The organism is Stenotrophomonas sp. KH_052, assembly GCF_057838755.1.
The window spans coordinates 2,365,523-2,386,839 of the sequence record NZ_CM174475.1 but is presented as its reverse complement, the minus strand read 5'-3'; the positions used below and the strand labels follow the sequence as shown (position 1 = coordinate 2,386,839).

Below are 21,317 nucleotides of genomic sequence, written 5' to 3'. Positions count from 1 at the left end.
AGAGGCGACGACCATGAACCTGATGCAGGAAATGCTCCGCGCGTTCGTCCAGGGCGCAAGAGAAACGCCCGCTGGATTTTTCTCGCCGATCGTTGGGATGTGGCGGATCATGTCCACCCAGACCGACCGGGCAATTGCCCGACGCCAACGCTAAACCCTACTCAGTTTCGCCGTGAAACTCGACGCACGCAGCCCGCAAAACGCGGCACGGATCAGTGGCCAACATTTCGGCTGGAGTTGCACCATCGAGCATCGCGTGCGGAGTGAGGAACCACTCGACCTCACCCCAGCCTGTGGTGCGGCGCAGCCCGCCCGACTCGTGCTCGAACGGGCCGAATTCGCGCAGAACCTCCAGAATCTCAGCCAAGTGAGCAACAGGCTGGCCATTGGCGTGGAACTGCCAAGTCGGATAGCGGTAGCCGGGCGAGGACTGGGTGACGTACACCCCTAATAGCTTGCCCGCGCGGCGCAACTGGCTGACAAGCTCACTACCGTTGGGAGCATCAGAGTCAAGCATGTGACCGACCTGCGCGGCACTCGGCCATTGCGCAGCAACTGTTTGGCGCGCCGTAGCCGCATCGCGGAGGATCCGTTGAGCCGGCGTAAGGGTGTCGAAGTGCATTCAGGCCCCTCGATCAATGATGACTACACAGGATGTGAGTCTAGCAAGCCAAAGTTTCGGCGGCGAATCTGCCACAGTCTCCGCCGTCGCTTGAGCCGCCGGGGTCTCAGCCGGAGAATCAGTGCGCACTGTTTGCCTGCTGCATGAGCTACTGGTGTAAGAGTGCCGCTGTCTACACGCTGCAAACGTGTGGGGGAAATGTCTCAATTCGCCGAGCTAGATGCGGTCATGTACACCGATGCCGCAAGGATGTTGGAGCTTGCGAATGAATAGGCAAGGGCACTTGAAGGGAGCCGCAATCGGCGCACAATGAGGCTCGGACGCCAGCTTCCGGAGGACCACAATGCCGACCTCAATCACGCAAGAGGAAGCTTTCTTGGCGCTTACCTCCCTACTTGAGAGGGGGAGGGTGACTAATCAGCGCAATCTTCGACAAGAACTCGGCGGGCGCGGCTCGGGCCCCACGCTAAAGCAGTACATCGATGCGTTCTACGCTCAGTTTGGCCATCTGATGGTGACGCCGCCGAACGCTGAACCTGAGGGCGCGGATGAGCATCGATCGCTCCGGCCGGATGATTTGGGTACGCCGGTATTGGCGGCAGTCACAATCCCGGTGGATAGTCCGTGGCGAAGACTCATAGATCTGCTCAGTGCTTGGGAATCAGACCTGCTGCGCCGAGAGGATATCCTGTCCAGGCGCGAGATCGAGCTGCGGAGTCAGGGCAAAAAAGTACAAACTTAGTTGCGCCTCCCAGCGAAAACGCAGTCGTACCGAAGAGTACAAATTTACTTGGCGCAGAAGTACAGATTTAGTTGTCCCGTCAATTGCCATGCGGAGCCGACAAAGCCAACGGCCGACCGATACAACATTTCGCATAATGTATATTATGTTCAAATCAAGATAGCCACCTAAGCGGCCAGATCCCAGACCGCCCCCAAGGCCACCTTGCCCACTCAGTCCCCGCAGCGCCGATAGTCAAACGGAATCCGCAGGATCTTCCCATCATCTCCCGGCCCGGAAATGCTTGCCTGCAATGACGCTCCATCTGTTGAGCGCTGTGAACTTGGTGCAGCTTGTGCGGCAACTTGTAGCAACTGATGCGCTGAGCTGCGTGCACTGCCAATGACTCGCTGTGACTTTGGTGCATCACCAATGGTAGGTCGCGAATTTGAAGCAACGCCAATGGCACATCAGGGCGCTTCATCTAGAGCTAGAGATGGTACCAAGGCAGCGCATTGGTACCATTTCCCCAAGCAACGAAGACATCTAGAGCTTGCTTTACGAAGCTGAGGGCGCCATCGAACTCAACCCTCAGCCGCTATGCTTGAGGATCCAGTCTCCAGCCGCCTTGCTGATGTATCCGTAGTATTCACCAGGCGGCACACGAGAGACGAAGATTCGATCATTCTTGTCGAGCTTTTGCTGAAGATCTGCGCAGAGCTGATGGGCTGTGATGTTCGCGGAAACCCAACGAACCGACTCCAAGGCCGCATCCGCTACATTCTGATAGCGCTCCAAGTGTTTAATGAACGCAGCTCTCTTGGCGTTGTAGTCCACTTCCTTGTTCAAGTTCCAGGTCACTACATAGACAGCCATTTCGATCCTTCGCGTCTGACACCCACTGTGTCCACGTGATCTTAGCAAGTGCGACGCACGTCCCGGAATGGGCGGCGATTACTGGCGCCGGAACACTAGAAAATCATCACCCTGCCCTATGAAATTCGACTTCCGATAAGATATATTTATCGGAACTCAGGCTATTTTTAAGCCCTACTTTCAACCACTTATGGGCGACCTTCTTCCAGCTCTGACCACCGCGGCTCCTGCCAATCCGACTGTGGCGCAGCTCTCGCAGTCCTCGGCGGACGCGGTGCGCGAAGTCTTCGCCGAAGCGGCCTCGGCCAACACCACGCGCAGTTACGCCACCGCCTTGCGCTACTGGGCGGCCTGGTACCAAGGCCGCTACGGAGCGGTCATCGCCATGCCGGTCGACGCGTCTTGCGTGATCCAGTTCATCATCGATCATCTGGCCCGGCGCTCAGGCGATGCCCTGACCTGGGAGCTGCCGCCGACACTGGATGCGCTTTTGGTGGAAGGCAAATTCAAGCAGCGCCAAGGACCGCTCAAGCTGTCGACCATCGTCCACCGCGTTGCGGTGCTCTCCAGCGCCCATCAATTGCTCAAGCTGGCCAATCCCTGCGAAAGCAGCGAGGTTCGGCAGCTGCTGGCCAAGGGCCGTCGCGCCGCACATAAGCGCGGCGAGCGGCCGAGCAAGAAGACGGCGATCACTGCGACCGAATTGATGGCGATGATTGCGACCTGTGAGGACGATCTTGTTGGGAAACGTGATCGTGCCCTGCTCTACTTCGCCTTCGCCAGTGGTGGGCGCCGTCGGAGCGAGACGGCCCATGCCGTCTTGAGCAAGCTTGCGCCGATCGACGGCGGCTACCTCTACCACCTGGACGTCGGCAAAACGCTTCAGGAGGGCGTCAAAGCAGGCGGCTCGCCGGACAAGCCCTTGTTAGGTCCACCGGCCGAAGCGCTTCGCACCTGGATCGAAGCGGCTGGACTGCAGGAGGGTGCCCTCTTCCGCCAATTGACACGCGGGAAAGTTGGGGCCGGCTTGTCACCCAAGTCGGTGGCCACCATCATCCAGAATCGCGCCCGCGCTGCCGGATTGGTGGGGAGCTTTGGCGGTCACAGCCTACGATCGGGTTTCGTAACGGAAGGTGCTAGGCAAGGAATTGCCCTGCCAGCCATTATGGCAATGACCGATCACCGATCGGTGGTCAGTGTCATCGGCTACTATCAGGCCGGTGCGGCCGAAACGAATCCGGCGGCTCGAATGCTGGAAGCTGCCGCAAGGTCAAGTGCCGAGCGCCCCATAGGGCGGTATGGAGACACGACGAGCACTGAGTCCTAGGCAATCGTGCGGTCAAACTAGTAGAAGTATCCTTTGATCGTCGCGGCTTCGCTGCGATCTATCACTGTCGGTCTCTGATGATCTCCCGTCGCAGTCGGCCCTCACGTCACGGAGATCGGGTGATCTGTGCCCGATGCTTGAGTCGGCCGTCTCCAGTAAATCGCGCGCGGCTACACCAAAGATCCTGCGATGCTTGGCGGTGCGAAAGGCAATGGCCACTCGACCCTGACGTCCGATTTGCCGCTCTCGCATGGCAAGAAGAATCCCGTTTATGCGGTCATGGTCGAAGGTCCGGACGGCACCAGATTGCAAGCAGAAGCGGAGCTTCGTCTCGACCACTTTCGACCTGGCGGCTACAAACTGATTGCCTATCTCCCTAGACTCGATAAAGCTGATGTGCCCGTGATTAGCAAAGTCTGGAAGGTGTAAGTCGAGCCTCCGTTTCGGGCCGACAGCTGCCATGCTTCACCCCCGATAATTCCCCCTGCCCCCCCCTTTTGTTCCGTTGATGTCCGCCTGCGGCCACATGCGTCCGATCAGCTCCTACGGACAAATGTCAGCCATGGGCTGAACAGCCGTTCTCGCGTCCGTGCGAGTGACCGATGTGATCGACGACGGATATACTTCGATTCACAATGCCGCTCGATGCGGCGACGGCATACCCGCTGGTGCTCGACGCCCCCGGGTTATGCTGGAGCGGCTCCCTTTTCTCAGGTTCGCACCCACTACCCAATCCATATTTATGGCCTCGAAAGCGCCCAAAAATTCGCAGCCATCCGCTGCTACAGCTCCCGCAACGGCACCGGCGGAGGGCGAACGCCGAGCGCTTCGTGGATACGTCGGCCAGTACGAGCGCGCGGGCGCTGCCATCTATGCCGCGCTTGAGCGCGACGAGCTGCTTTGGATTGGCGTCGCTGACCGCAACGCGGGCATTGCGGACGACCTGGTACTAGGATTCGATGGATTGGTGGTCGGTCACCAGTTCAAGACGTCCAAGTTCCCAGGCACTTTCACTGTTGAGACGCTGTTTACTGGTGCCAATGGTCTCTTGAAGCCCCTAGTTCAAGCTTGGCAGTGCCTGTCCAAGGACAACCCAGGAAGTCGCGTCGAGATTCACTTGGTCGTCAACGACTTTCCATCGGTTACCGACAAGCCAGGCGACGGCAGGCTACGGCACAGCGCTGCATTTCTCGAGGAGTTCCAACAGCATCCAAATCGGTCGCTGTCGGATTGGTCCGCGCGAGGATGGAGCCGACTGATCGACCACCTGCGCCGCGAAGCCGGCTTAAATGATGACGACTTCGAACAGTTCATGCACGCCCTGCGCGTGGTGTGCGGAGCTGCAGCGAACTTCATCCAGTCGCACAAGCTGAATGCGGAGCAGGCGAGACAGGCATGCGAGATTGCCAGCGTGCTGCCCAAGCTAGTCGCCGATGAACGCGACAAGGACAGGTGGACGCGTGACGAGCTGCTTCGTGAGCTTGGATGGCGCGATCCCGCCAAGACTTTGCTCATCCATCGGTTCCCGGTCGGCGCCTATGTCCAGCGCAATCGGGACACTGAGGTCAAGCTACTAGCAGCGCTTCATGCCTCCAATCACGGCTACGTCTCACTCATAGGACCACCTGGCTCCGGAAAATCCACTCTCCTGCAGGTTGCGCTGGCCACTGAAGCAAGTGTCCGGCTCGTCCGTTACTTGGCGTACGTGCCGGGCGCGGCTCAAGGCGTGGGTCGTGGGGAGGCCGACAACTTTCTGACCGACGTAGGTACGCAGCTGCGAAACAGCGGTTTAGTTGGACTTCGTCTTCGCGATGACTCGCTATCTGAGCGCCGCGAACAGTTCGGCGTCCTGCTATGGCAGGCTGGTGAGCGCTTCACTCGCGAAGGGATCCGTACAATCATCGTTGTCGACGGGCTAGACCATGTGCCACGCGAAGAACGGCCGACCAATTCGTTTCTGGGAGAGCTTCCTCTTCCCGCGGCAATCCCGAACGGGGTCGTGTTCGTGCTCGGCACGCAACGGTTGGATCTCGCTAATCTGAAGCCCGCCGTAAGAGCGCAAGCGGAGAAGAGCGAGCGACAGGTTCTCATGGGGCCTCTCGGTCGCGAGGAACTCACCTGGATGGCGGATGCGCTAGGCTTGCCTGCCGAGATTCCAAGATTGGATCTCAGCAATCTCACGCATGGCCACCCGCTGGCAACGCGCTACTTGATTCAGGCACTGCTGCACGCTGACGAAGCTAGTCGCAAGCACCTTCTTAGCGGCGGGATGCCGTTCGACGGCGATATTGAGACTGTATATTCAGCTGCTTGGCGCGAGATCGCAAACGATGTCGATGCCATGGATGTGCTGGGCTTCATCGCTCGGGCTGAGGCACCCATGGACCTGCGACTGCTGGCCACGATGGTCAAGGAGTCCTCGATTGAACGCGCCCTGGTCATTGCGCAGCACCTGCTCCGCAGTTCATCCCGGGGATGGAGCGTCTTCCACAACAGCTTTAGGCTATTCGTCATCGCTCAACCGCGAACCCGCCTCGGGAGCGTCGACGCTGAATACTCGCAGCGCGTATACCGCAACCTTGCCCAGTTGGCGAAGAGCGCGCCACCTGAATCGGCACAGTACTGGCTTGAGCTGCGCTACCGCGCCCGTGCTGGCGACGGTGCCGATGTACTGGCATTGGCGATGCCCGCTCGCTTCAGGCAGCAGCTGGCTGACGGGCGTTCTATCGCCGAGATTCACGCCGACATCCGCCTCGCCCTGCTGGCAGTGCGTGAAACGCACGACGCGACCGCCTTTACACGGCTGCTGCTGTGTCGTGACGAAGTGGATCGGCGCAAATCAGCCCTTGAGTACGCCAACCAACTCCCGCTGGCTATGCTGGCGGTGGGGAACATTGAAGCAGCCGTCTCCCTCGTGCAGGACTTCCCCAGCCAGGGCTACGAGGTCGTCGACGCCCTACTAGCGCGAGGCGACTTCGACCGCGCGAAGGAGCTGTTTGAAAGCCTCGAACCGCTATCGCAGCTCCATACGCCCAAGTTCAGAAACTACGGGCACCAGCACAACATCAAGGAATTCGAAAGATGGGCAATGCGCGCCGTCCACTTCCGAGACACCGAGCAGATCCAGATAGCGGTTGATCATCTCGCCGCAGAGGGTCTACGGGAGCCGGAAAAGGTGGATCCGCAATCTGCCGTCGCGCTGCGGCTGCATCTTAGGAGGGAAGCCGCAAAGGCGATGCTCGTTCAGAAGATTGGCTCCGATCCTCAAGAACTATGTAGCAAGCTCGGAGTAGCCAACGAAGATAAGCCGTCGGTGATGGTTCACGCAGGGCTTGCGGCCAGTCGACGTGGCGACGTTGGGCAAGCGCTTGCGCTGTTTGATAGTGCCGTCGCTCTTCCCGGGTTCGGGGAGGTACCAAACGGCTACCGTCGTCGGATGGCGCTGATCGCATTCGAAGCTGGCCGTCGTGACCTAGCCGAGGCCCTGTTCGACAAGCTGGTCGCACCGATGATCTCCATGTGCGACGACAAGACGGACCTGGCTGGGCTGGGCAATCTGGTCGGCGCAGTGATGCATCACGCGAGGCTTTGCACGCTGCTCAAGAGGCCACTGCCAAGCGTGACACCGTCGAAGCACACCTTCCTTCATCCACTCCAACAGCACGCTTCAACGATAGGTGTGCTTCTAGCTCGCGCTGCCGACGTCAACGGGTCCTTATCGGCAGGCGGCATCCAAGGCATAGCCCGCACGTCCCTTGGGTATGTCCTACGTCTCGCATCAGAAGGCGGCAGCGAGTCATACCGTATCCAGCAGTCTTTGAAAGCGATCCCCACGCTCGTGCAAGCGCTGCTGAGGCTCGGCGCCGAGCGCGGTGAGACTGAATATCGCGCGGTACTTCGGGAGGTTGACTCAGCCATCGCCTCATCGGCGTCGAAGGGAACTGCTTACCTGCGACGCAGATTGGCTGTCGATGCATATCGCATTGACGGTGATCGTGCGGCGGCGGCGGATCGGCTTAATGCCCTCGTGGCGGAGCTTAAAGAAAGTACACCAAGCGAGCAGATCGACGGGCTAGCGAATCTAGCCATCGCGTTGGCTGCGGTCGGGGAGTTAGAGCGGGCGAATCAGTTGCTGGCGACAGTTCCTGAGCAATGCCTTGGCTATGCCTTGGCCCCCAAGAAAGACCCGCAGTATGCGATCTGGCGAAACATTCTAGCTCTCGCGAACGCAGCTGACCCGGAAAGCCGTGTCAAGCGGGTCTCAGACCTGATGCGTCAGGTCGGTGGCATGACCAAAACGGAAGGGTCGTCGGCCGCGCATCGCCTTACGATGGCACTGATTAAGGAAGCGATGCAGGTTGGACCTCGCTTCGGCTTCGAGGTGTCAAAAACACTGGCGGATTGGCATCTAATCGGCTGGCCGAATCGTGTCGACCTGCTCATGACGGGGATGGTCAGGCGAAACCCTGAACTCGTCTTGGCATGCGCGACCGTCTGGTGCGGTCTGTGCCTGCCATTCTATATGGAACCGCACTACCGGGATCCGTCCCATGTTGGTGACTTCATCGACGCCTCCGCGGACGCAGCCGGCCCTGACCAGATTGAACCGCTCGCTCTGATGCTGGTTGGGGCGGTCGAGGTAGCCAGCAGAGCGCACGAGAGAATCGCGCTGCTCCAGCGCATTCACAAGGCTTCCGGAAAGCATGGACTCTCGTCGCCTGAGCTCGAAGCCGCCATCGCCCGGTGGACGCCAGAAGCGCCGGAGCCTCGACACTCATATACACCTAACAAGTACGCCTCGGAAGCTACTCTCGAGGATCTTGAACTCGCGTTTGAAGCAGATAGCGACGAGCTGAACCACAACGCCCCGGACCGTTTCGAAGATCTGGCAGACACAGCTCCGCTTCATCTGGCGCGAAGGGTCTTTGAGCGCTGGCAGGTATTGCAGGACAACGCACGCTGCCGCTTCCTGATGGTGGAGCGGTTTGCTGCGGCCGATGAGGTCGATTACGCCAAGAAGCTTATGCAAGGCTACGAGACAAGCAACGACCCCTGGAGCTCCTGGAGCCAGTGGATGGGTGGCGGCAGGTTCTTCTACTTTAAGGCGAAGAAGCTTCTGCACGGATCATCCACATGCCTTGCGGCCTTCGAGAACATAGTCGATTCAGTGACGACGGGCCAGGAGAATACCCAGGCACTGCTCACAGAGCTGGATTCGATACTGCCGGTCATCAGCTTGACGCCAGACTGGCCGGCTATCTGGTCGCTGCTTGAGGAGCAGATGACCTGCACTCGCGAGTTCCAGTTGGGGCGGCCCTTCCAGTCGAGCGAGCTACCACTCAGCGACACGGACCTTTTGGAGGATTTGCTGCACTTTGCCTATCGGCTTCCCATTGCAGAGGTTCAGCGGCACGCGCGCAATTGCGCGCTGAGCTTGGCAAGGCAAGCCGGACAGGGTCAATCTTTGTTCACATCTCTTATCCGGCGACTTATGGACGGTGAGTTGGACGCCCCCTTGCAGGCACTCGGAACGCTGCTCGCTGCCGACAGCGCGAACCTCGAGCCCGTATTGGGCCGCGCCGTAGCTGCAATGGTCAGTCACCGTGACATTGCGGTAGCCGAGTCAGCCACGCTCTTGTCGCATCGGTGGGGGCTGGCTGTCTCTTTGGACGCGACGCCACTGCCACTCTTCTATCTCCTCGAATTCAGTGACCTGCCAGAGAGCGACCAGGCATTCACGGACGAGAGAACTGGTGCAATGCGCGTCGAATCGCCGCTTGGCTGGACTCGTATGTTGCGCTCGACGGCACGTCACATTGCAAAGGCGGCAGACATCGAGGAGATGACAGTCCGCCGGCGCGCGGCGATGTTCATCCAGGATTGGGGTGGACTTGAGGCCTTCGGGCCCTCTGGTGTCAAAGAGCTTGAGGCTCAGCTTCGTGTCCTTGATATGCAGATCACTTACATGAAGCCACACGCCTACATTGCCATTGCTGCCCTTCGCCACGTCGCAGGGGAACTGCGCCTGGCCGGCAAGTTGGAGAGCCGGGACAGTCCGATGCTGTTGGAGAAATTGGGCTACCCCCTTCCGCCTCGGCCATTGATGCTCCCGCGAGTTCGTCCCGAGTGGATTCGAAGGCCGCTGATTGACCGAAGTGCCGGTTGGTCCGAGCGAGAGCAGAAGTGGATTGACGAGGTTGACGGCGATGTTGCCCCTTTCCTGGCGCACTGCGACGGCCAAGTCGTGGCCGAGGTGTCTCGCTTCCATATCCACAAGGCACGACTGTCAGAGCACCGCTTCTACCGCTTTAGAGCACCTTGGGCAGAGACTGATAGTGAAGACTTCGACGATTGTTACGCCAAGCTGCCCATCGCTGTTTGGCTAGGCCAGTACGTCCCACTCGACAATGATCTGGCACCAACGCTGGTAAGGCGAGTTGTCTGCTCCGTGGACATGGGCTTTGACACAGCGGCCAATCCGTTTGCATTATGCCCAAACTGGGTTGAGGGGCTTCGCTGGCGCGCTCATGACGAGACACCGAGCGTATTCTTCGATGCGAGCGGAACGGTGGTCGCAGAGCTTCACTGGTGGCGTGACGCCGGCCCGGTTGGAATCGATGCGGATTCTCTGTGGGGCGAGGGTTGCTACCTCGTTGTGACGCCGGCTGGCCTGGAGCAACTCACCGCCGCTTGTGGGAAAGAGTCCTTAGCCGTTAACGTGTTCGCAAGCAGGCATATAGAGCAGCCGAGTAATTGCGGGCAAACTCTCCTAAGAACGGCGAAGGGCGGATACTCGGTCTAAGGCCATCCATACTCCGCTTCGATCCTAGACGCTTAACTACAGGCTGTTATCGCTGACGACAGCCCTTCTGGCGTAAGAACTGGAAGGACCGCTATGCGAGCGCAGCCTGCACCCACGCTGCCACGCCGCCCCGCTACCCGTTGAGGTAGTCGGCCTGCATACGCCCACGGCCCAGCAGATCCGACTGGGCCATGTTGGGCGTCACAACCTGGAGCGGCTCACCTGGCGATGCCAGCTGGCCCCATATCGGCTGGACATCGAATTCACAATGAGCCAACAGGACCGAGTATCTATGCGGGGCGCAACACCAAGATGACTAGCCGGCTCCATCTCACCCATACGCATCATTCAAAGCGCTGTTCCCGTCGACTTTGATCTTGCGCCTCCCGCTGTCGCTCTCTTCTCACTGTGAGCTCGACCCGTTCAAGCCTTTCCGCCGCAAGATTTCTCACTTCAGCCAATGGATGCTCCAGCAGCTCAGCAAAAGCTTTGGCCCGAATTTCTATGATGTCAGCCAACGAGCTAGACCAACTCATGGGCTGGATTCCGGCAAACATCACATCGACGATGCATTGCTTGTCCACTGCGGCTTCCAGCAAGCCTTTGATGGACGCACTGAGGACAACGCGTTTGGGATGCTCTAGTGGTATATCGCTTGCCTCTACAGTTGAGTAGGCGCAAGTCGCTGCAGCAACGCGCACGATCCGATCTTGATCGCCACGACACCAGGCAACCAGTCGATCCACCGGTATACTACTGAGTGACGGCGACGTACCTCCGAACCTATACTTGAAAAGGTGATCAATCAAACGACGCTCCCTATCGTCGCCCGTGAAGATCTCTCCAAGGACAATCTCCGGGAAGTTGCGGAATAGCGTTGTGATGAGGACTTCGAAGTCAGAGCTACGAATTCTGAGATCATCCAACCCTTCGCAAAGCAACCTCACGATCTCTTTGACTTCCTGTTCTGGAGCCGACTCAGATAGGCACTGCTGGGCGATGCGCTTGGTCCCTCGGATGCGCTTCAGTTCAGTCTGTCCGCACTTCCCCGCGAGTAGACCGCGAATGGCGACGCGCCCTGCCGAAAGGAGATCTTCATTCGGCGCATAGTTTCCGCCTCTCCCCGCGAAGAATCGCATTTCCAGCACACTAAGCGTGGTGTAGAAGCCATCGTGCCGCTGGTTCAATATGGTGAATAGTTCCGTGAGCTCGCTGTCGGTAAGGGACTCGTGCATGCGGCCATAGGCAAGCTGACCAAACCGCCACGCTTCGAACTCTTCCCCTCGTGCCAACTCAATGAGCATATTGAACCCCCATGGGCCAATCTTGATGGCGCTGAGCAGGTAGATGAAAAACGCCCGCAACAATGGATGATCCAGCACGCGCTCCAGCATCACCATGGCCAAGCCGGGGTCGATATCGTGCGCAGCGCTGATATAGCCTCGAAGCATCTGTGGATTGAGCTCCGCAGGCACTTGCAGTTGCACCAGGCTCAAGAGACGCTCATAAGTAGCAAGTAGGTCGACGCTGCCTTGCGCCAGCCCAATGCCGAAAGGATGCAGTGCATCGAACTCGCCCGACCAAATCCCTGGACCCAATCGCTCTAAGCAACTTAGCTCTGCTGCGGCCATCTCACCAAGAGAGATGATCTTCTCTTGGATCATCTCGTCACTGAAGGTTACTTGCTCCCCCCTACTCTCGATGTGATCCCAAGTATTGGACAGCACATAGGCCTCGATCTCCGAATAGAGGTCGGATGGTGCCGCAACGCGCGAAAGTGACTCCAGCCGAGCCAGTAGGTCGGGATGAGCTGAGTCGCCATCGAAGCCAAGCGTCTTCTTTACCGAGACCCACATCTGCGGCCACTCCCCCTTCGAAGCATGATTTCTGACTATCTCCTCGAGATCATCAAAACAGCCCGCAAACGTCCATAGTTCCCGAAAATGACCTGCCAGGAGTGAGCGCGCCCATTCGCGAAGAGTCAAGTCATCGCATGTAAGCGCCGGTCGCAGCAAGTTCAAGAAGCCGACATACCACTCGAGCTCTTCGGCACGCGTTCGCGGCTGCCAGCCAGCATCACGTCTACGTGCACCGAAGTCGAACGCCGAGAAAGACGTCCAGTGCGTCGCTTCGAACGCAGCATGGAACAGCTCGGCTGCGATCTCGCGATGCCTCTCGGTGCCCGACTCGAGTAGCTTGCTGACAAACGCGCACCGCCGTTCTGGTCGCGCCAGCGTACCTGACAGGTGCAACGAGAACAGATGCCGCATCTGTCCAACTATGCTGTCCCTGTTCTCACCTGACTTCTCGGCCTCGGAGAACTTCAGCATGACCGTCGCAGCACGATCAAACTTATCCTCGTCGTAAGCTAGCTGGTGCAGCAGGCGCACGAACAACCTGAAGTTTCGGTTCTCGCGCGAGGCAAAGCCTGGCTTGGTTGCGGCGTTCTCGATCAGCTGCAGCACGGTCTCCGGGAATACCGGCGCTATGTATAGCAATGCAGACAGCGTGCCTTCGTTACACGATCCAATATCATGCAGCGGTCCGCCGGGGCTCACCCAACTATTTGCCATCCGAACCGCAGGCCCGAAATCGTGCAGGTATCCCAGTCGATGCGCACATGAGACGAAAAGTCGGAGGTTCTCTGGCTTTAGCAGCTCGGCATTGATTGCGTCGACAGGGATGTTCTCCAGCGCACGCTTCGCCAAACGATTGGCAAGTGCATGAGGAAGAACTGCTCTCCACTCACCACGACTCTGCGCGAGCTGACGACGCATCAACTCAGCCTGAGCCCGATGCAGACCACGACGATCGAGGCCAACGACGGCACTTAGGACGCCAAGCTCATCATTGAACTCGGACGAGGAAACATTGAAGGAATAGACGAGCGATAGCGCTTCAGCGCATTCCAGAAGTTCATTGGACGCTCCTTTTCGTTGACTGAACAACCTATGGAAAAGGTCCTCGTCGGAGAAGTTTGTCAACGTCTCATCTGCATCTACCCGGCTGGCCAGCGCGATCGCGATGCGCGAATTGCCCCCGGAAAATTCGGCGATTTTGCCAGCGTTCAACTTCCCGATGTCTGGGTGCCGCCGCTGGATCAGCATCGAGACCGTCTCCTCGCTGCACGGCTCGAGGTGGATCACTTCGGTTTCCTCAGGACGATCGTCCGAGATGTCGTACTCGATTGTCAGAAGGCTGAGCATCGCGCTACTTGCGGAGACCTGCTTCTGCAACTGCCGATGCACGTCTGGCGGGCAGTTGTCCAGCACCAATTGAACCGCATGATCGTTAGCCACGATGTATGAAACTAGCTCGGATGCCGTCGGTGTCAAGTTCTCACCCAGGTCGGCGTAGATTGCGCTAGCTGGTGACAAGGCCTCCTCACCAACGTTCGCCTCAAACAGGGCCTGCGCGAATCGCGTCTTCCCCACTCCGGAGAGGCCGGTGATGCGAACCGCACTACCGCGGCGGCGCAACCGTTCTCGAGCTAGATGTATGCCCTCAGAAACAGGCATGGGAGTCTTTGCGCTCGAGTTCGCGTCAATCACGCAGGGGTGGTCATCAACAAGGAATGCGTCGTTCTGGGCTGGGGGAGTAGCTGCCCACCTCCCGAAAGGCCTCCAGCCGGACAAGGGGCGGCCGAGGCGCGCACGAACCCACAGCGCAACGCTTGGATGCCGCCGTAGCCAAGTCGCCAATCGATCTCGACCATAAAAGTCAACGCGCAGAGACGCTTTTCCAGGAAGGATCCCCGCGACCGCCTCCATCGCCCGCACTCGACTCGCCAACATGCTGTCTGAACAATCGTCCTTGCCACTAACGATAATGTAGGCACCATTCCGATCGGCAAGATCTGCAAGTACGAGCTTTGGGGTGCCACCCTCCAACATCTCGTCCCTGCATGCCGCCGCACCCATAGCACGCTTCTTGACCTGGAAACCGCAGATCCCACGAGGAACAAAGCCGTCGTTGGACGGCAAGTCCATAGCCTCAATACGGACATCCAAACCGCCATCAGGTGCCTCCTGCGCACCTCCCCACATAACGCTCTTCGGCCGACGCCCCTGCTGGATTACCTCCGCTTCGCAAAGACGGGCAACCAATTCACGCAGATCGCCAGCACTGAGCGCCGTGATATCTACAGCATCAAGTTCAAAAAATCTCATGATTCCCTTCCCGCAATGATCGGGGCACGCGCATCAAGGCATTAAAGACGGCGCAAAGCAATTTGTCGCCTAGGTCAGACTGCCCAGAATTCTAGGAGCCTGGAAACTGTGGAAGGAGAACCTCCTGCTCCAGCGTCCCCGGATGCGTTTCCACATGAATGGCCAAGTCATTCCACCCGATGGATCGACAAGTTCGAGACATTGCGCTAGACACCGATTCAGCCGTTGGCTTGAGAGCGTAACCGAGACCAATGAGCTCCCTGGGATCCATCAACCACGGCTTCAGGGTGAACCCCGCCTCGGCGGCAGATCCTGCGATGACGGCGCCAATCCTCATCCCGCCCTCATCCAAGTCGCCGAAATGGAACGCCTGAGTTGTCTGGCGAGGAAGTGATTTCAAGATCAGCATGTAGACCTGTCTCCAGGATGGGGACGGCATACCACCGGTATAGAGCAGTACGAGGCCGACCTGATCAGATGCAGCCTCAGCAAACTCATGGAATGTCTGTCGATTCTCAATGGTAAGAACACGCCAGCTCGGCACGGCTGGATTCGGCACGAATCCAGCGATGTGGGCAGGAGCGAAGCCGAGATATGGATGAACCACTCCCACCACCGTAGTCGACGTAACAACCGTAAGCGGACCTGAGATCAGTACGGGCAATGGTTCCTTGTGCAGGCCTATGGCCGAGAAGACCTCGCTACTATCAAGTCCAGATGGTGCAATAGAGTTGAACCAAAGCAAATCGATCCATTTCACGATGCCCTCCACTCGCTTGCTGTCACCAAACATCATGGCCGAAACCCGGCGCAACAGTTCGTCCCTGACGACACCTCGCCTTGCTGAAATGAGTCTGATTGCATCCAGTATTTGCGCTACAGAAGCATCGGTAGCCTCTTGCCCGCGAACCTTATGGCCCAGCGACCAGCGCTCAATGACCTCGGTCAGTACGGGGAAAAGGCCGGTGTGAGTGTCCAGCATGGAACGGGCCTCTGATACGGAATCACGACGAAGTCGTGCGCCCAAGAAGTTCGCCAGCTTTGCGAGGTTCAGTACGGCAACGCCCGCAACATCTAGAGGCGGCTGCACCATCACCTTGGCCTTGATTTCGATGGCTCCAGAGCGCTCAGCCAGTTCAAGTTCGGAACGAAACGCTCTTGCATCCTCGATGCTGCGCAGGCTGAAGAACTCTGGGCATGATGACTCTGTCAGCCTGAGAGCTATTCGCTCATCCTTGCCACGACTCACTGCTTTCTGGGAGCGATTGAAAATTGACGTCAGGAAGGCCCGGGCTATAGTCATGCAACGACCCCTTCCCCATGGGGCATTCGACTTGCTTCAACACGCTTGAGCTCTTCCTCGAGAAGCTCGGGATGCTTGCGCCAGTTGTCGGAATCCAGAATTACATGACCATCGTCATCAATGCGGACGTGTTTGATGGAGATAAGATCGTCGTCACGGTACATCTCGATGTAGGTATCCACCGATTCGTTGATCTTACCCAAGGCATCGTCCGGTGCCGCGACGATGGGCTGAAGGCCCAATGCCTTCAGGTACTCAAAGACGGCACGGGTATTCACTGAGTCAATCTTGTCACCCAACTCATCGAAAATTATCAGCGACATGCCGCCTTGATCACCGCGCAACTTTCCCAATGCGCGCGCCATCGACGCTGCAGCAACGATGAAAAGAGGCGCGCGGTGCTCGCCCCCGGAACCCTTGTCCATGCGCTTTGAGAAGTCGGTCACCGTCACACCATTGCTGCGAACGTCAATCTCGAAGTTGAAGAAATTGCGATAGTCCTCCAGAAGCCTGTTGGCCTCTGCATCCTTTCCCTCAAGCATCGCCCTGAACTCAGGAGGAGCATCCACCTGGCCAGAGAAGATATCCCCCTCCAGTCCCGCACCAGCCACCTTCAGTATGAATTTGTACAGCGACTCATGATCCTTATTGAGATTGGTGACGAAGTGATACTTCTCGTTGTTCGAGAATGGCGGCAAGCGCTCCATCGTACTGTTCAGCTCATTGAGCGTGCTGCGCATGCTGGCGAAGTGGTCGCTCAGGCGGGCGGCGATCTGCACCTTGAACGTTTGCTCTGCCGCTTCTGCAGCTTCCGCGGAAAGCACTTGGTAGTGATGGAGCTCGGATTCCTCTAGCCGTTGCTTCTCCTGAGCCATTGTCTCGCACATGGCGCCCAGGTCGCCCACCGCGATATCCATCTGAGGATCGAATTGGTTTGCGTACGTGGACATGTCACTTGCCAACGCCTGCACTTGGGAAGACAGCTGATTGCCACTTCTAACCGTAGCGTCACTGATCTTCGCCACAATCGTATGCAGCGATAGGCCGGAACCATCAAACTCATCGCGTTTTGTTTCGAACCACTCATCACCCACGTATTCATTGCGGCGACTGAGAGCCGCCTTTGAGCAGATTCCGTTGGTTCTATCCGCAAGCTCGTCTAGCCGTCTCTGTGCTTGCCGGAAAGCCTCACCATGAGTTCCGACGTCTCTGCTGCTTTCTTCCAGCTTCGACTGTGCTGCCAAGGCAGCTCGCCTTGCCTCTGTGATGAGCAGCTGACGAGCAAGGAGATCAGGTGCGCTTGCGATCTCTTGCATCGCCGCCTTTGCATCAAGCGCGGATTGCTCCTGAATGTGCGAGTTCAGCCATCTTTCAATGTCCTGGATACGTCCTTCAAGTCCCACCAACTTCTCAAGGGCTTCAACCAACTGGCGCGACCGGTTCGCCTCCTGCTCGCACTCGGCTGCGTTCTGCCCCAACGTGCTGCGCTGCTGCCGAAGCACCGCCAGGCGATGGCTGGCATCTTGGCGTCCCAGCACCAGTTCCGTTGCAGACAAGGGGCGTCGACGGCCGAAATCAGCACGTCCAGCCTGCTCGCCAGTACGGGTGAAGCCCTCAGGGCTATCCGTAGTGACGCGCTCCAATCGCTCCAGCCGGCCGAGTCGAAGACGGATATAGTCCACCGCCACTTGATTGTCACCCGCGATCAGATGCGCGAGACCCATTGGCGGAACTACACCCATATCCGCCTTCGACTTCACCGGGTTCACCAACAGTACTGAATCCGGCTTTGTATCCCACGGAATCTTGTTGAAAACGGACAAGGCATCCTCAAATTTGCCGCTACGGACAACCAGGGCAGTGCGCGAACGACCAAGGAATCCCTCGATTACGGGTGCCCAGTCAGCATCTGTGACCGTGACCAAATCGCAGACGGGCGTGCACAGAAGTCCTTTATCTCCAAGTATGTTCACAACTGCTTGGACGGCCGGCGGGAGTTCCGCTTTGCCTTCTTGGATGCGTTTGATCTGCTCGTTAGCGATCCTAAGCTCATTTCCGAGCTTGGACAGCCTCTGCTCGTCATGGTCTAGCTGACGCCTTGCCGACTGGATGATCGGAGCAACCCGCATGCTGGACTCGCGCAATGCTGCCGAGGCCTGCGAAACGTCAAGCACAAGCGCATCGGATACGGATGTGCTGGAAACCGCGTCAAGAAGCTCAACCCAAGGCATCGCCAGATGCTGCCAGCCTCCGAGATCGGGTTTCACGCGGTTGGCCTTCTCGAAGCCCGCCACCACCTCGCGAAGGGCCTGGGCCACATTGGTTTTGATAGGTCTAAGTGATCTCTCTCGTTCGCTGGCCAGGTCACGGGCGGCACTGATCGCCGGATCTGCTGCTGATTGAAGCTCTAGTTCGATGTGCACGCCGTTGAGTCGATCATGCTCTGCCTTGGCGCTGTCGACTGCGTTCTGCGCTGCCTGATGCCTGTCCCGCGCTTCATGCAGCGTAGTTTGTGCCGCATCAACAGCATCCATGTGTTGTTCACGCTCATAGTCATCCAACAGCGCCCTATAGGTCGCTGCGTGCATCCGAGTCTGAGTAGCCTTATGACCGGCTGCGATCAAGCTTTTGACGTACTCAAGCCTGTCCAGTGTTTCCAGAACCTTGGCTTGAAGCGAGCGCAGATTGTCGAGCTGGGAGCGGAAGTTCTTGAGCTCGATAGGATGGGCATCGACAATGTAATTTCGAACAAAGCTGCTGGTGTCAGGAACTTTCTGCAGATTAAGCGCATTCTTCATCGCTCGCCGAAAAGCTCTCGGGTCGATGCTGCCCCCTCCTTTGGGGCGCAAGGCGAACAACATTGCTTCAACCTGCTTCTCCGCCGACGGAGGCACTGCGAGCCTACCATTCACGCGACTGACTGCGTCCTCCATCAGCTTATTGAACGTTCCCCAGGCCAACGGCAAAAGTTCCGCCTCGGCGTTCGCTTCAAGATGATCATCTAACGCGAGCGCAACCCCTTGGACCACATAGCGCCCGTAGACGTGCAGCTTTGGGTCGCCCACTGATGCGCCCAGGGCCAGGCCAACCGAAACCGGCGGCAATTCGCCCTCAGTGTCGCGAAACACCATGGTCAAATAGGACGTCGCATTCTCACGAATATGCTCGTCACCGCGATAGTAACCGAGGCAGTATTCGCGCACTGAACGCCCCCGAGTGCCTGATACGCCCCCTGACTGCGCATTGAGATCGATTTGATTCTGATCCCCTCCGTACAAGACGATCTGCATCGCATCCAGAATCGCAGATTTTCCCGATCCGTTAGGCGCCACAATGCCCGTTGCAGGACTAAAGCTCAGGGTTTCGGCACGGAATAGGAAAAACTGTACCAGGTGAAATTTCTCAAGCAGATACATTGCCATCCTCCGTGACTTCATTCATTGCGTCGAAAGTAGCTGCATCCCCCTCACCTGCCACTTCCTTGCGGAAGGATTCCAGATGGCTCAAGTATTCCTTCCGCAGCAGATCTCCGATCGCGGGATGGATGCGAACCTTCGCGAGCTGATTCCGTACATCGTCCCTGTCCTCAAAGGCAGCAATCCCCCAGCGCTTGAACTTGGCCATCAAAGAGCGGAAGTCCCCAGGCGAGGGAAAGTCCCTGCCCGTTTCCTTCTCGTAGTGCTCTTGCAAGTCAGGCAAATCGACGAAAGTTTCGCCATTTGGCTCTTCGCGCCCCTCGAAACGGACGCGATGATGAACGCCGGCGAGCACCAACAGCAGCAGGGTTTCGTCCTTGCTGGCTCGCTGTTGGGTCAGTACGTGCACGGGCCGCGCCACGATGTACTGGTAGTTGGTGTCGTGCAACAGCTCGATGCCGAGGGGACGAACTACCTGCTCAAAGTCATTGATATTTCGGCTGACAATGCCGTAATCCTTCCGGGTCGCCCGGTCCGAGGCGGACAAGACCTGGTGGGTTACTAGCCGATAGGCCGCCTGCTCGTAGTCCTGCTCCTCGTACATAGTGTCGCGGCTAAGCGCCTTTTCCCAGTGGCGTGCCATGTCATTTCACCTTGGTGATGTAGAAGTCCGGCATGTCCAAATACGGCCCGGCAATTCGTTCATCACCGGCGCTTTGGAAGCGATATCCAGGTAGTCGCTTTGAAATTCCTTCATGGTGCTTCTTTCCGAGGCCTGTCATTGCTTCCTGTGCGTAGGTGGACAGCGTCTGCACCATTCGAAATTGCTTGATACCGGTGATGGGAAGCTGAGACGCCCGGATCTGCCTGCCTCCTCCCATGACACCCTGCAAGTACACCCTCACCTCTGTTGGCATGGCGGTACGCGCATCACGCGCACGCCTGTGCAGGTTCATCCGCGCCTCCTGCTCGGCTGTCATCTGCCGGGGAGAATCGGCGGTCCTGGGAATGGGCGGACGGGCGATGCGTGGTTGAAACAGGAGTTCACCGGAAAGCAATGCTCCGGGCCCAACGGGCATGGAGGCGTCGAAGTTCTCCGCAGCATTGACTCCGGCGATAGCCTTTTTGATCCGTCTCTCGAGCTGGCCCGGCGCGCGAAGCTGGTACTCGATCATGGCCAGCATGCGACGCTCGATATGGCGCTGATCCTGGCCCAAGCGATCGAAGTAGTCTTGCAGACGATAGACATTGCTCAATCGCCTGACCGCCTTCTCATAGACAGCCTCAGCCGTGCCTTTATCACCTTTGTAGCGTCGCTCGGCCAACCACACGATGATCCGTTCCCGATGATCCCCGTAATGGATTTCCTGAGTTAGGCTCAGCACCTGCGCCTTTCGTGCGAGGGGGTGATCGGCGCCAGCCAAGTCCGCATAGTCAGCCATGACGTGCTTGGAAATGTAGTCTTCAAACAACCGACGGATAGCCGCCCCGGGGGTCGCGGACTTGAATATCTCGCGCTGTAGGGTACGCACGTTCAGACTCATGGCGGCAATCCCGGACAGAAGCGCATGGGCGCTGTCGCCGGCGTTTACGAAGTCGTCGCCGTAGACATTGCTTGCAGGATCAAGCACCCGACGTAATGTGTCTTCAATGGAACGCATCTTCGCGCCGACCATCGCCGGCGTGTCTTCTGTGAAGACCTGCAAGGTGGCAAGGAAACGGCTTACCACAGCAGTCATGGACAGAGTGCGCGTGAGTCCCACCTGCTCTTCTTCGAACCAGCCATTCTCCGTGAGATGGCTCAAGTACATGTTGGCGCGAATGTTGAGCGGAGTGAGCTGGCCTACCCCCTCTTCTGCCTGCCAAGCGTCATCGTGTTCGAGGTAGTTCTCGATGAACTGCGTCAACTGCCGCCGTTCCCAGCCGGTCGCCGGGGGAACCTCAGCCTCTGGCCCGAAGAATTCTTCGTACAGACCCAAGAGCAGCCGCCAGTAGTTCTCCCGATTTGCCGAGGCCAATGGGCGAAAGAGTTGCGATGGCAGTACCTCAAACAGAGAGCTGGACACTGTGCAACTCCACAG

Annotated in this window: 12 protein-coding genes; 5 read left to right on the top strand and 7 right to left on the bottom strand. The window is 58.1% G+C overall.

All coding sequences use genetic code 11. From position 1 onward, the window contains the following. Window positions 1-13: 13 nt before the first annotated feature. Window positions 14-154 (top strand): hypothetical protein, encoded by a 141-nt coding sequence (locus AC3ITW_RS11030; RefSeq protein ID WP_157721525.1) that lies wholly within the window; start codon window positions 14-16, stop codon window positions 152-154. A 3-nt stretch (window positions 155-157) separates the two neighbouring features. Here AC3ITW_RS11030 and AC3ITW_RS11025 read toward each other — a convergent pair whose 3' ends face one another. After that, the gene (locus AC3ITW_RS11025) at window positions 158-622 is read right to left on the bottom strand and encodes a hypothetical protein (RefSeq protein WP_087922538.1); all 465 of its coding nucleotides are present in this window, start codon (window positions 620-622) and stop codon (window positions 158-160) included. A gap of 343 nt (window positions 623-965) precedes the next feature. Between AC3ITW_RS11025 and AC3ITW_RS11020 the strand changes: the two genes are divergently transcribed. Beyond that, window positions 966-1,364, top strand: coding sequence for a hypothetical protein (locus AC3ITW_RS11020; RefSeq protein WP_087922537.1), 399 nt, complete (start codon window positions 966-968; stop codon window positions 1,362-1,364). 570 nt (window positions 1,365-1,934) lie between these two features. Here AC3ITW_RS11020 and AC3ITW_RS11015 read toward each other — a convergent pair. Then, window positions 1,935-2,219, bottom strand: coding sequence for a hypothetical protein (locus tag AC3ITW_RS11015; RefSeq protein ID WP_164171570.1), 285 nt, complete (start codon window positions 2,217-2,219; stop codon window positions 1,935-1,937). Window positions 2,220-2,409: 190 nt separating this feature from the next. Between AC3ITW_RS11015 and AC3ITW_RS11010 the strand changes: the two genes are divergently transcribed. The 3 genes from AC3ITW_RS11010 (at window position 2,410) to AC3ITW_RS11000 (ending at window position 10,348) form a co-directional block, all read left to right on the top strand. Further along, a complete protein-coding gene (locus tag AC3ITW_RS11010) occupies window positions 2,410-3,546 on the top strand; it encodes a site-specific integrase (RefSeq protein WP_164171571.1) in 1,137 nt (378 codons plus the stop codon). A 189-nt stretch (window positions 3,547-3,735) separates the two neighbouring features. Next, complete coding sequence (locus AC3ITW_RS11005; RefSeq protein ID WP_164171572.1) at window positions 3,736-3,975, top strand: hypothetical protein; 240 nt, start codon at window positions 3,736-3,738, stop codon at window positions 3,973-3,975. A gap of 313 nt (window positions 3,976-4,288) precedes the next feature. Then, on the top strand, window positions 4,289-10,348 hold the full coding sequence (locus tag AC3ITW_RS11000) for a DEAD/DEAH box helicase family protein (RefSeq protein ID WP_164171573.1): 6,060 nt from the start codon (window positions 4,289-4,291) through the stop codon (window positions 10,346-10,348). Between the two features lie 344 nt (window positions 10,349-10,692). Here AC3ITW_RS11000 and AC3ITW_RS10995 read toward each other — a convergent pair whose 3' ends face one another. The 5 genes from AC3ITW_RS10995 to AC3ITW_RS10975 form a co-directional block, all read right to left on the bottom strand. After that, entirely contained in the window at window positions 10,693-14,517 is a 3,825-nt protein-coding gene (locus AC3ITW_RS10995; RefSeq protein ID WP_239518989.1) for a hypothetical protein, read from the bottom strand. Between the two features lie 91 nt (window positions 14,518-14,608). After that, the gene (locus AC3ITW_RS10990; RefSeq protein ID WP_102947211.1) at window positions 14,609-15,820 is read right to left on the bottom strand and encodes a Wadjet anti-phage system protein JetD domain-containing protein; all 1,212 of its coding nucleotides are present in this window, start codon (window positions 15,818-15,820) and stop codon (window positions 14,609-14,611) included. Then, window positions 15,817-19,236: an SbcC/MukB-like Walker B domain-containing protein gene (locus AC3ITW_RS10985; protein ID WP_164171574.1), complete on the bottom strand. Its 3,420-nt coding sequence runs from the start codon at window positions 19,234-19,236 to the stop codon at window positions 15,817-15,819. Before AC3ITW_RS10985 ends, AC3ITW_RS10990 begins: the two co-directional genes overlap by 4 nt. After that, window positions 19,223-19,879, bottom strand: a complete 657-nt coding sequence (locus tag AC3ITW_RS10980) for a DUF4194 domain-containing protein (protein WP_102947213.1) — start codon at window positions 19,877-19,879, stop codon at window positions 19,223-19,225. The genes AC3ITW_RS10985 and AC3ITW_RS10980 overlap by 14 nt, the downstream gene beginning before the upstream one ends. 1 nt (window position 19,880) lies before the next feature. After that, window positions 19,881-21,302 (bottom strand): Wadjet anti-phage system protein JetA family protein, encoded by a 1,422-nt coding sequence (locus AC3ITW_RS10975; RefSeq protein ID WP_164171575.1) that lies wholly within the window; start codon window positions 21,300-21,302, stop codon window positions 19,881-19,883. Between the last annotated feature and the right edge of the window lie 15 nt (window positions 21,303-21,317).

Excerpts from the sequence above, each read along its gene's own strand:
- AC3ITW_RS11020 (WP_087922537.1), top strand. The coding sequence starts at position 966 with ATGCCGACCTCAATCACGCAAGAGGAAGCTTTCTTGGCGCTTACCTCC.
- AC3ITW_RS10995 (WP_239518989.1), bottom strand. The coding sequence starts at position 14,517 with ATGAGATTTTTTGAACTTGATGCTGTAGATATCACGGCGCTCAGTGCT.
- AC3ITW_RS11000 (WP_164171573.1), top strand. The coding sequence starts at position 4,289 with ATGGCCTCGAAAGCGCCCAAAAATTCGCAGCCATCCGCTGCTACAGCT.
- AC3ITW_RS11015 (WP_164171570.1), bottom strand. The coding sequence starts at position 2,219 with ATGGCTGTCTATGTAGTGACCTGGAACTTGAACAAGGAAGTGGACTAC.
- AC3ITW_RS11005 (WP_164171572.1), top strand. The coding sequence starts at position 3,736 with ATGCTTGGCGGTGCGAAAGGCAATGGCCACTCGACCCTGACGTCCGAT.
- AC3ITW_RS11010 (WP_164171571.1), top strand. The coding sequence starts at position 2,410 with ATGGGCGACCTTCTTCCAGCTCTGACCACCGCGGCTCCTGCCAATCCG.
- AC3ITW_RS11025 (WP_087922538.1), bottom strand. The coding sequence starts at position 622 with ATGCACTTCGACACCCTTACGCCGGCTCAACGGATCCTCCGCGATGCG.
- AC3ITW_RS10980 (WP_102947213.1), bottom strand. The coding sequence starts at position 19,879 with ATGGCACGCCACTGGGAAAAGGCGCTTAGCCGCGACACTATGTACGAG.
- AC3ITW_RS11030 (WP_157721525.1), top strand. The coding sequence starts at position 14 with ATGAACCTGATGCAGGAAATGCTCCGCGCGTTCGTCCAGGGCGCAAGA.
- AC3ITW_RS10985 (WP_164171574.1), bottom strand. The coding sequence starts at position 19,236 with ATGTATCTGCTTGAGAAATTTCACCTGGTACAGTTTTTCCTATTCCGT.
- AC3ITW_RS10990 (WP_102947211.1), bottom strand. The coding sequence starts at position 15,820 with ATGACTATAGCCCGGGCCTTCCTGACGTCAATTTTCAATCGCTCCCAG.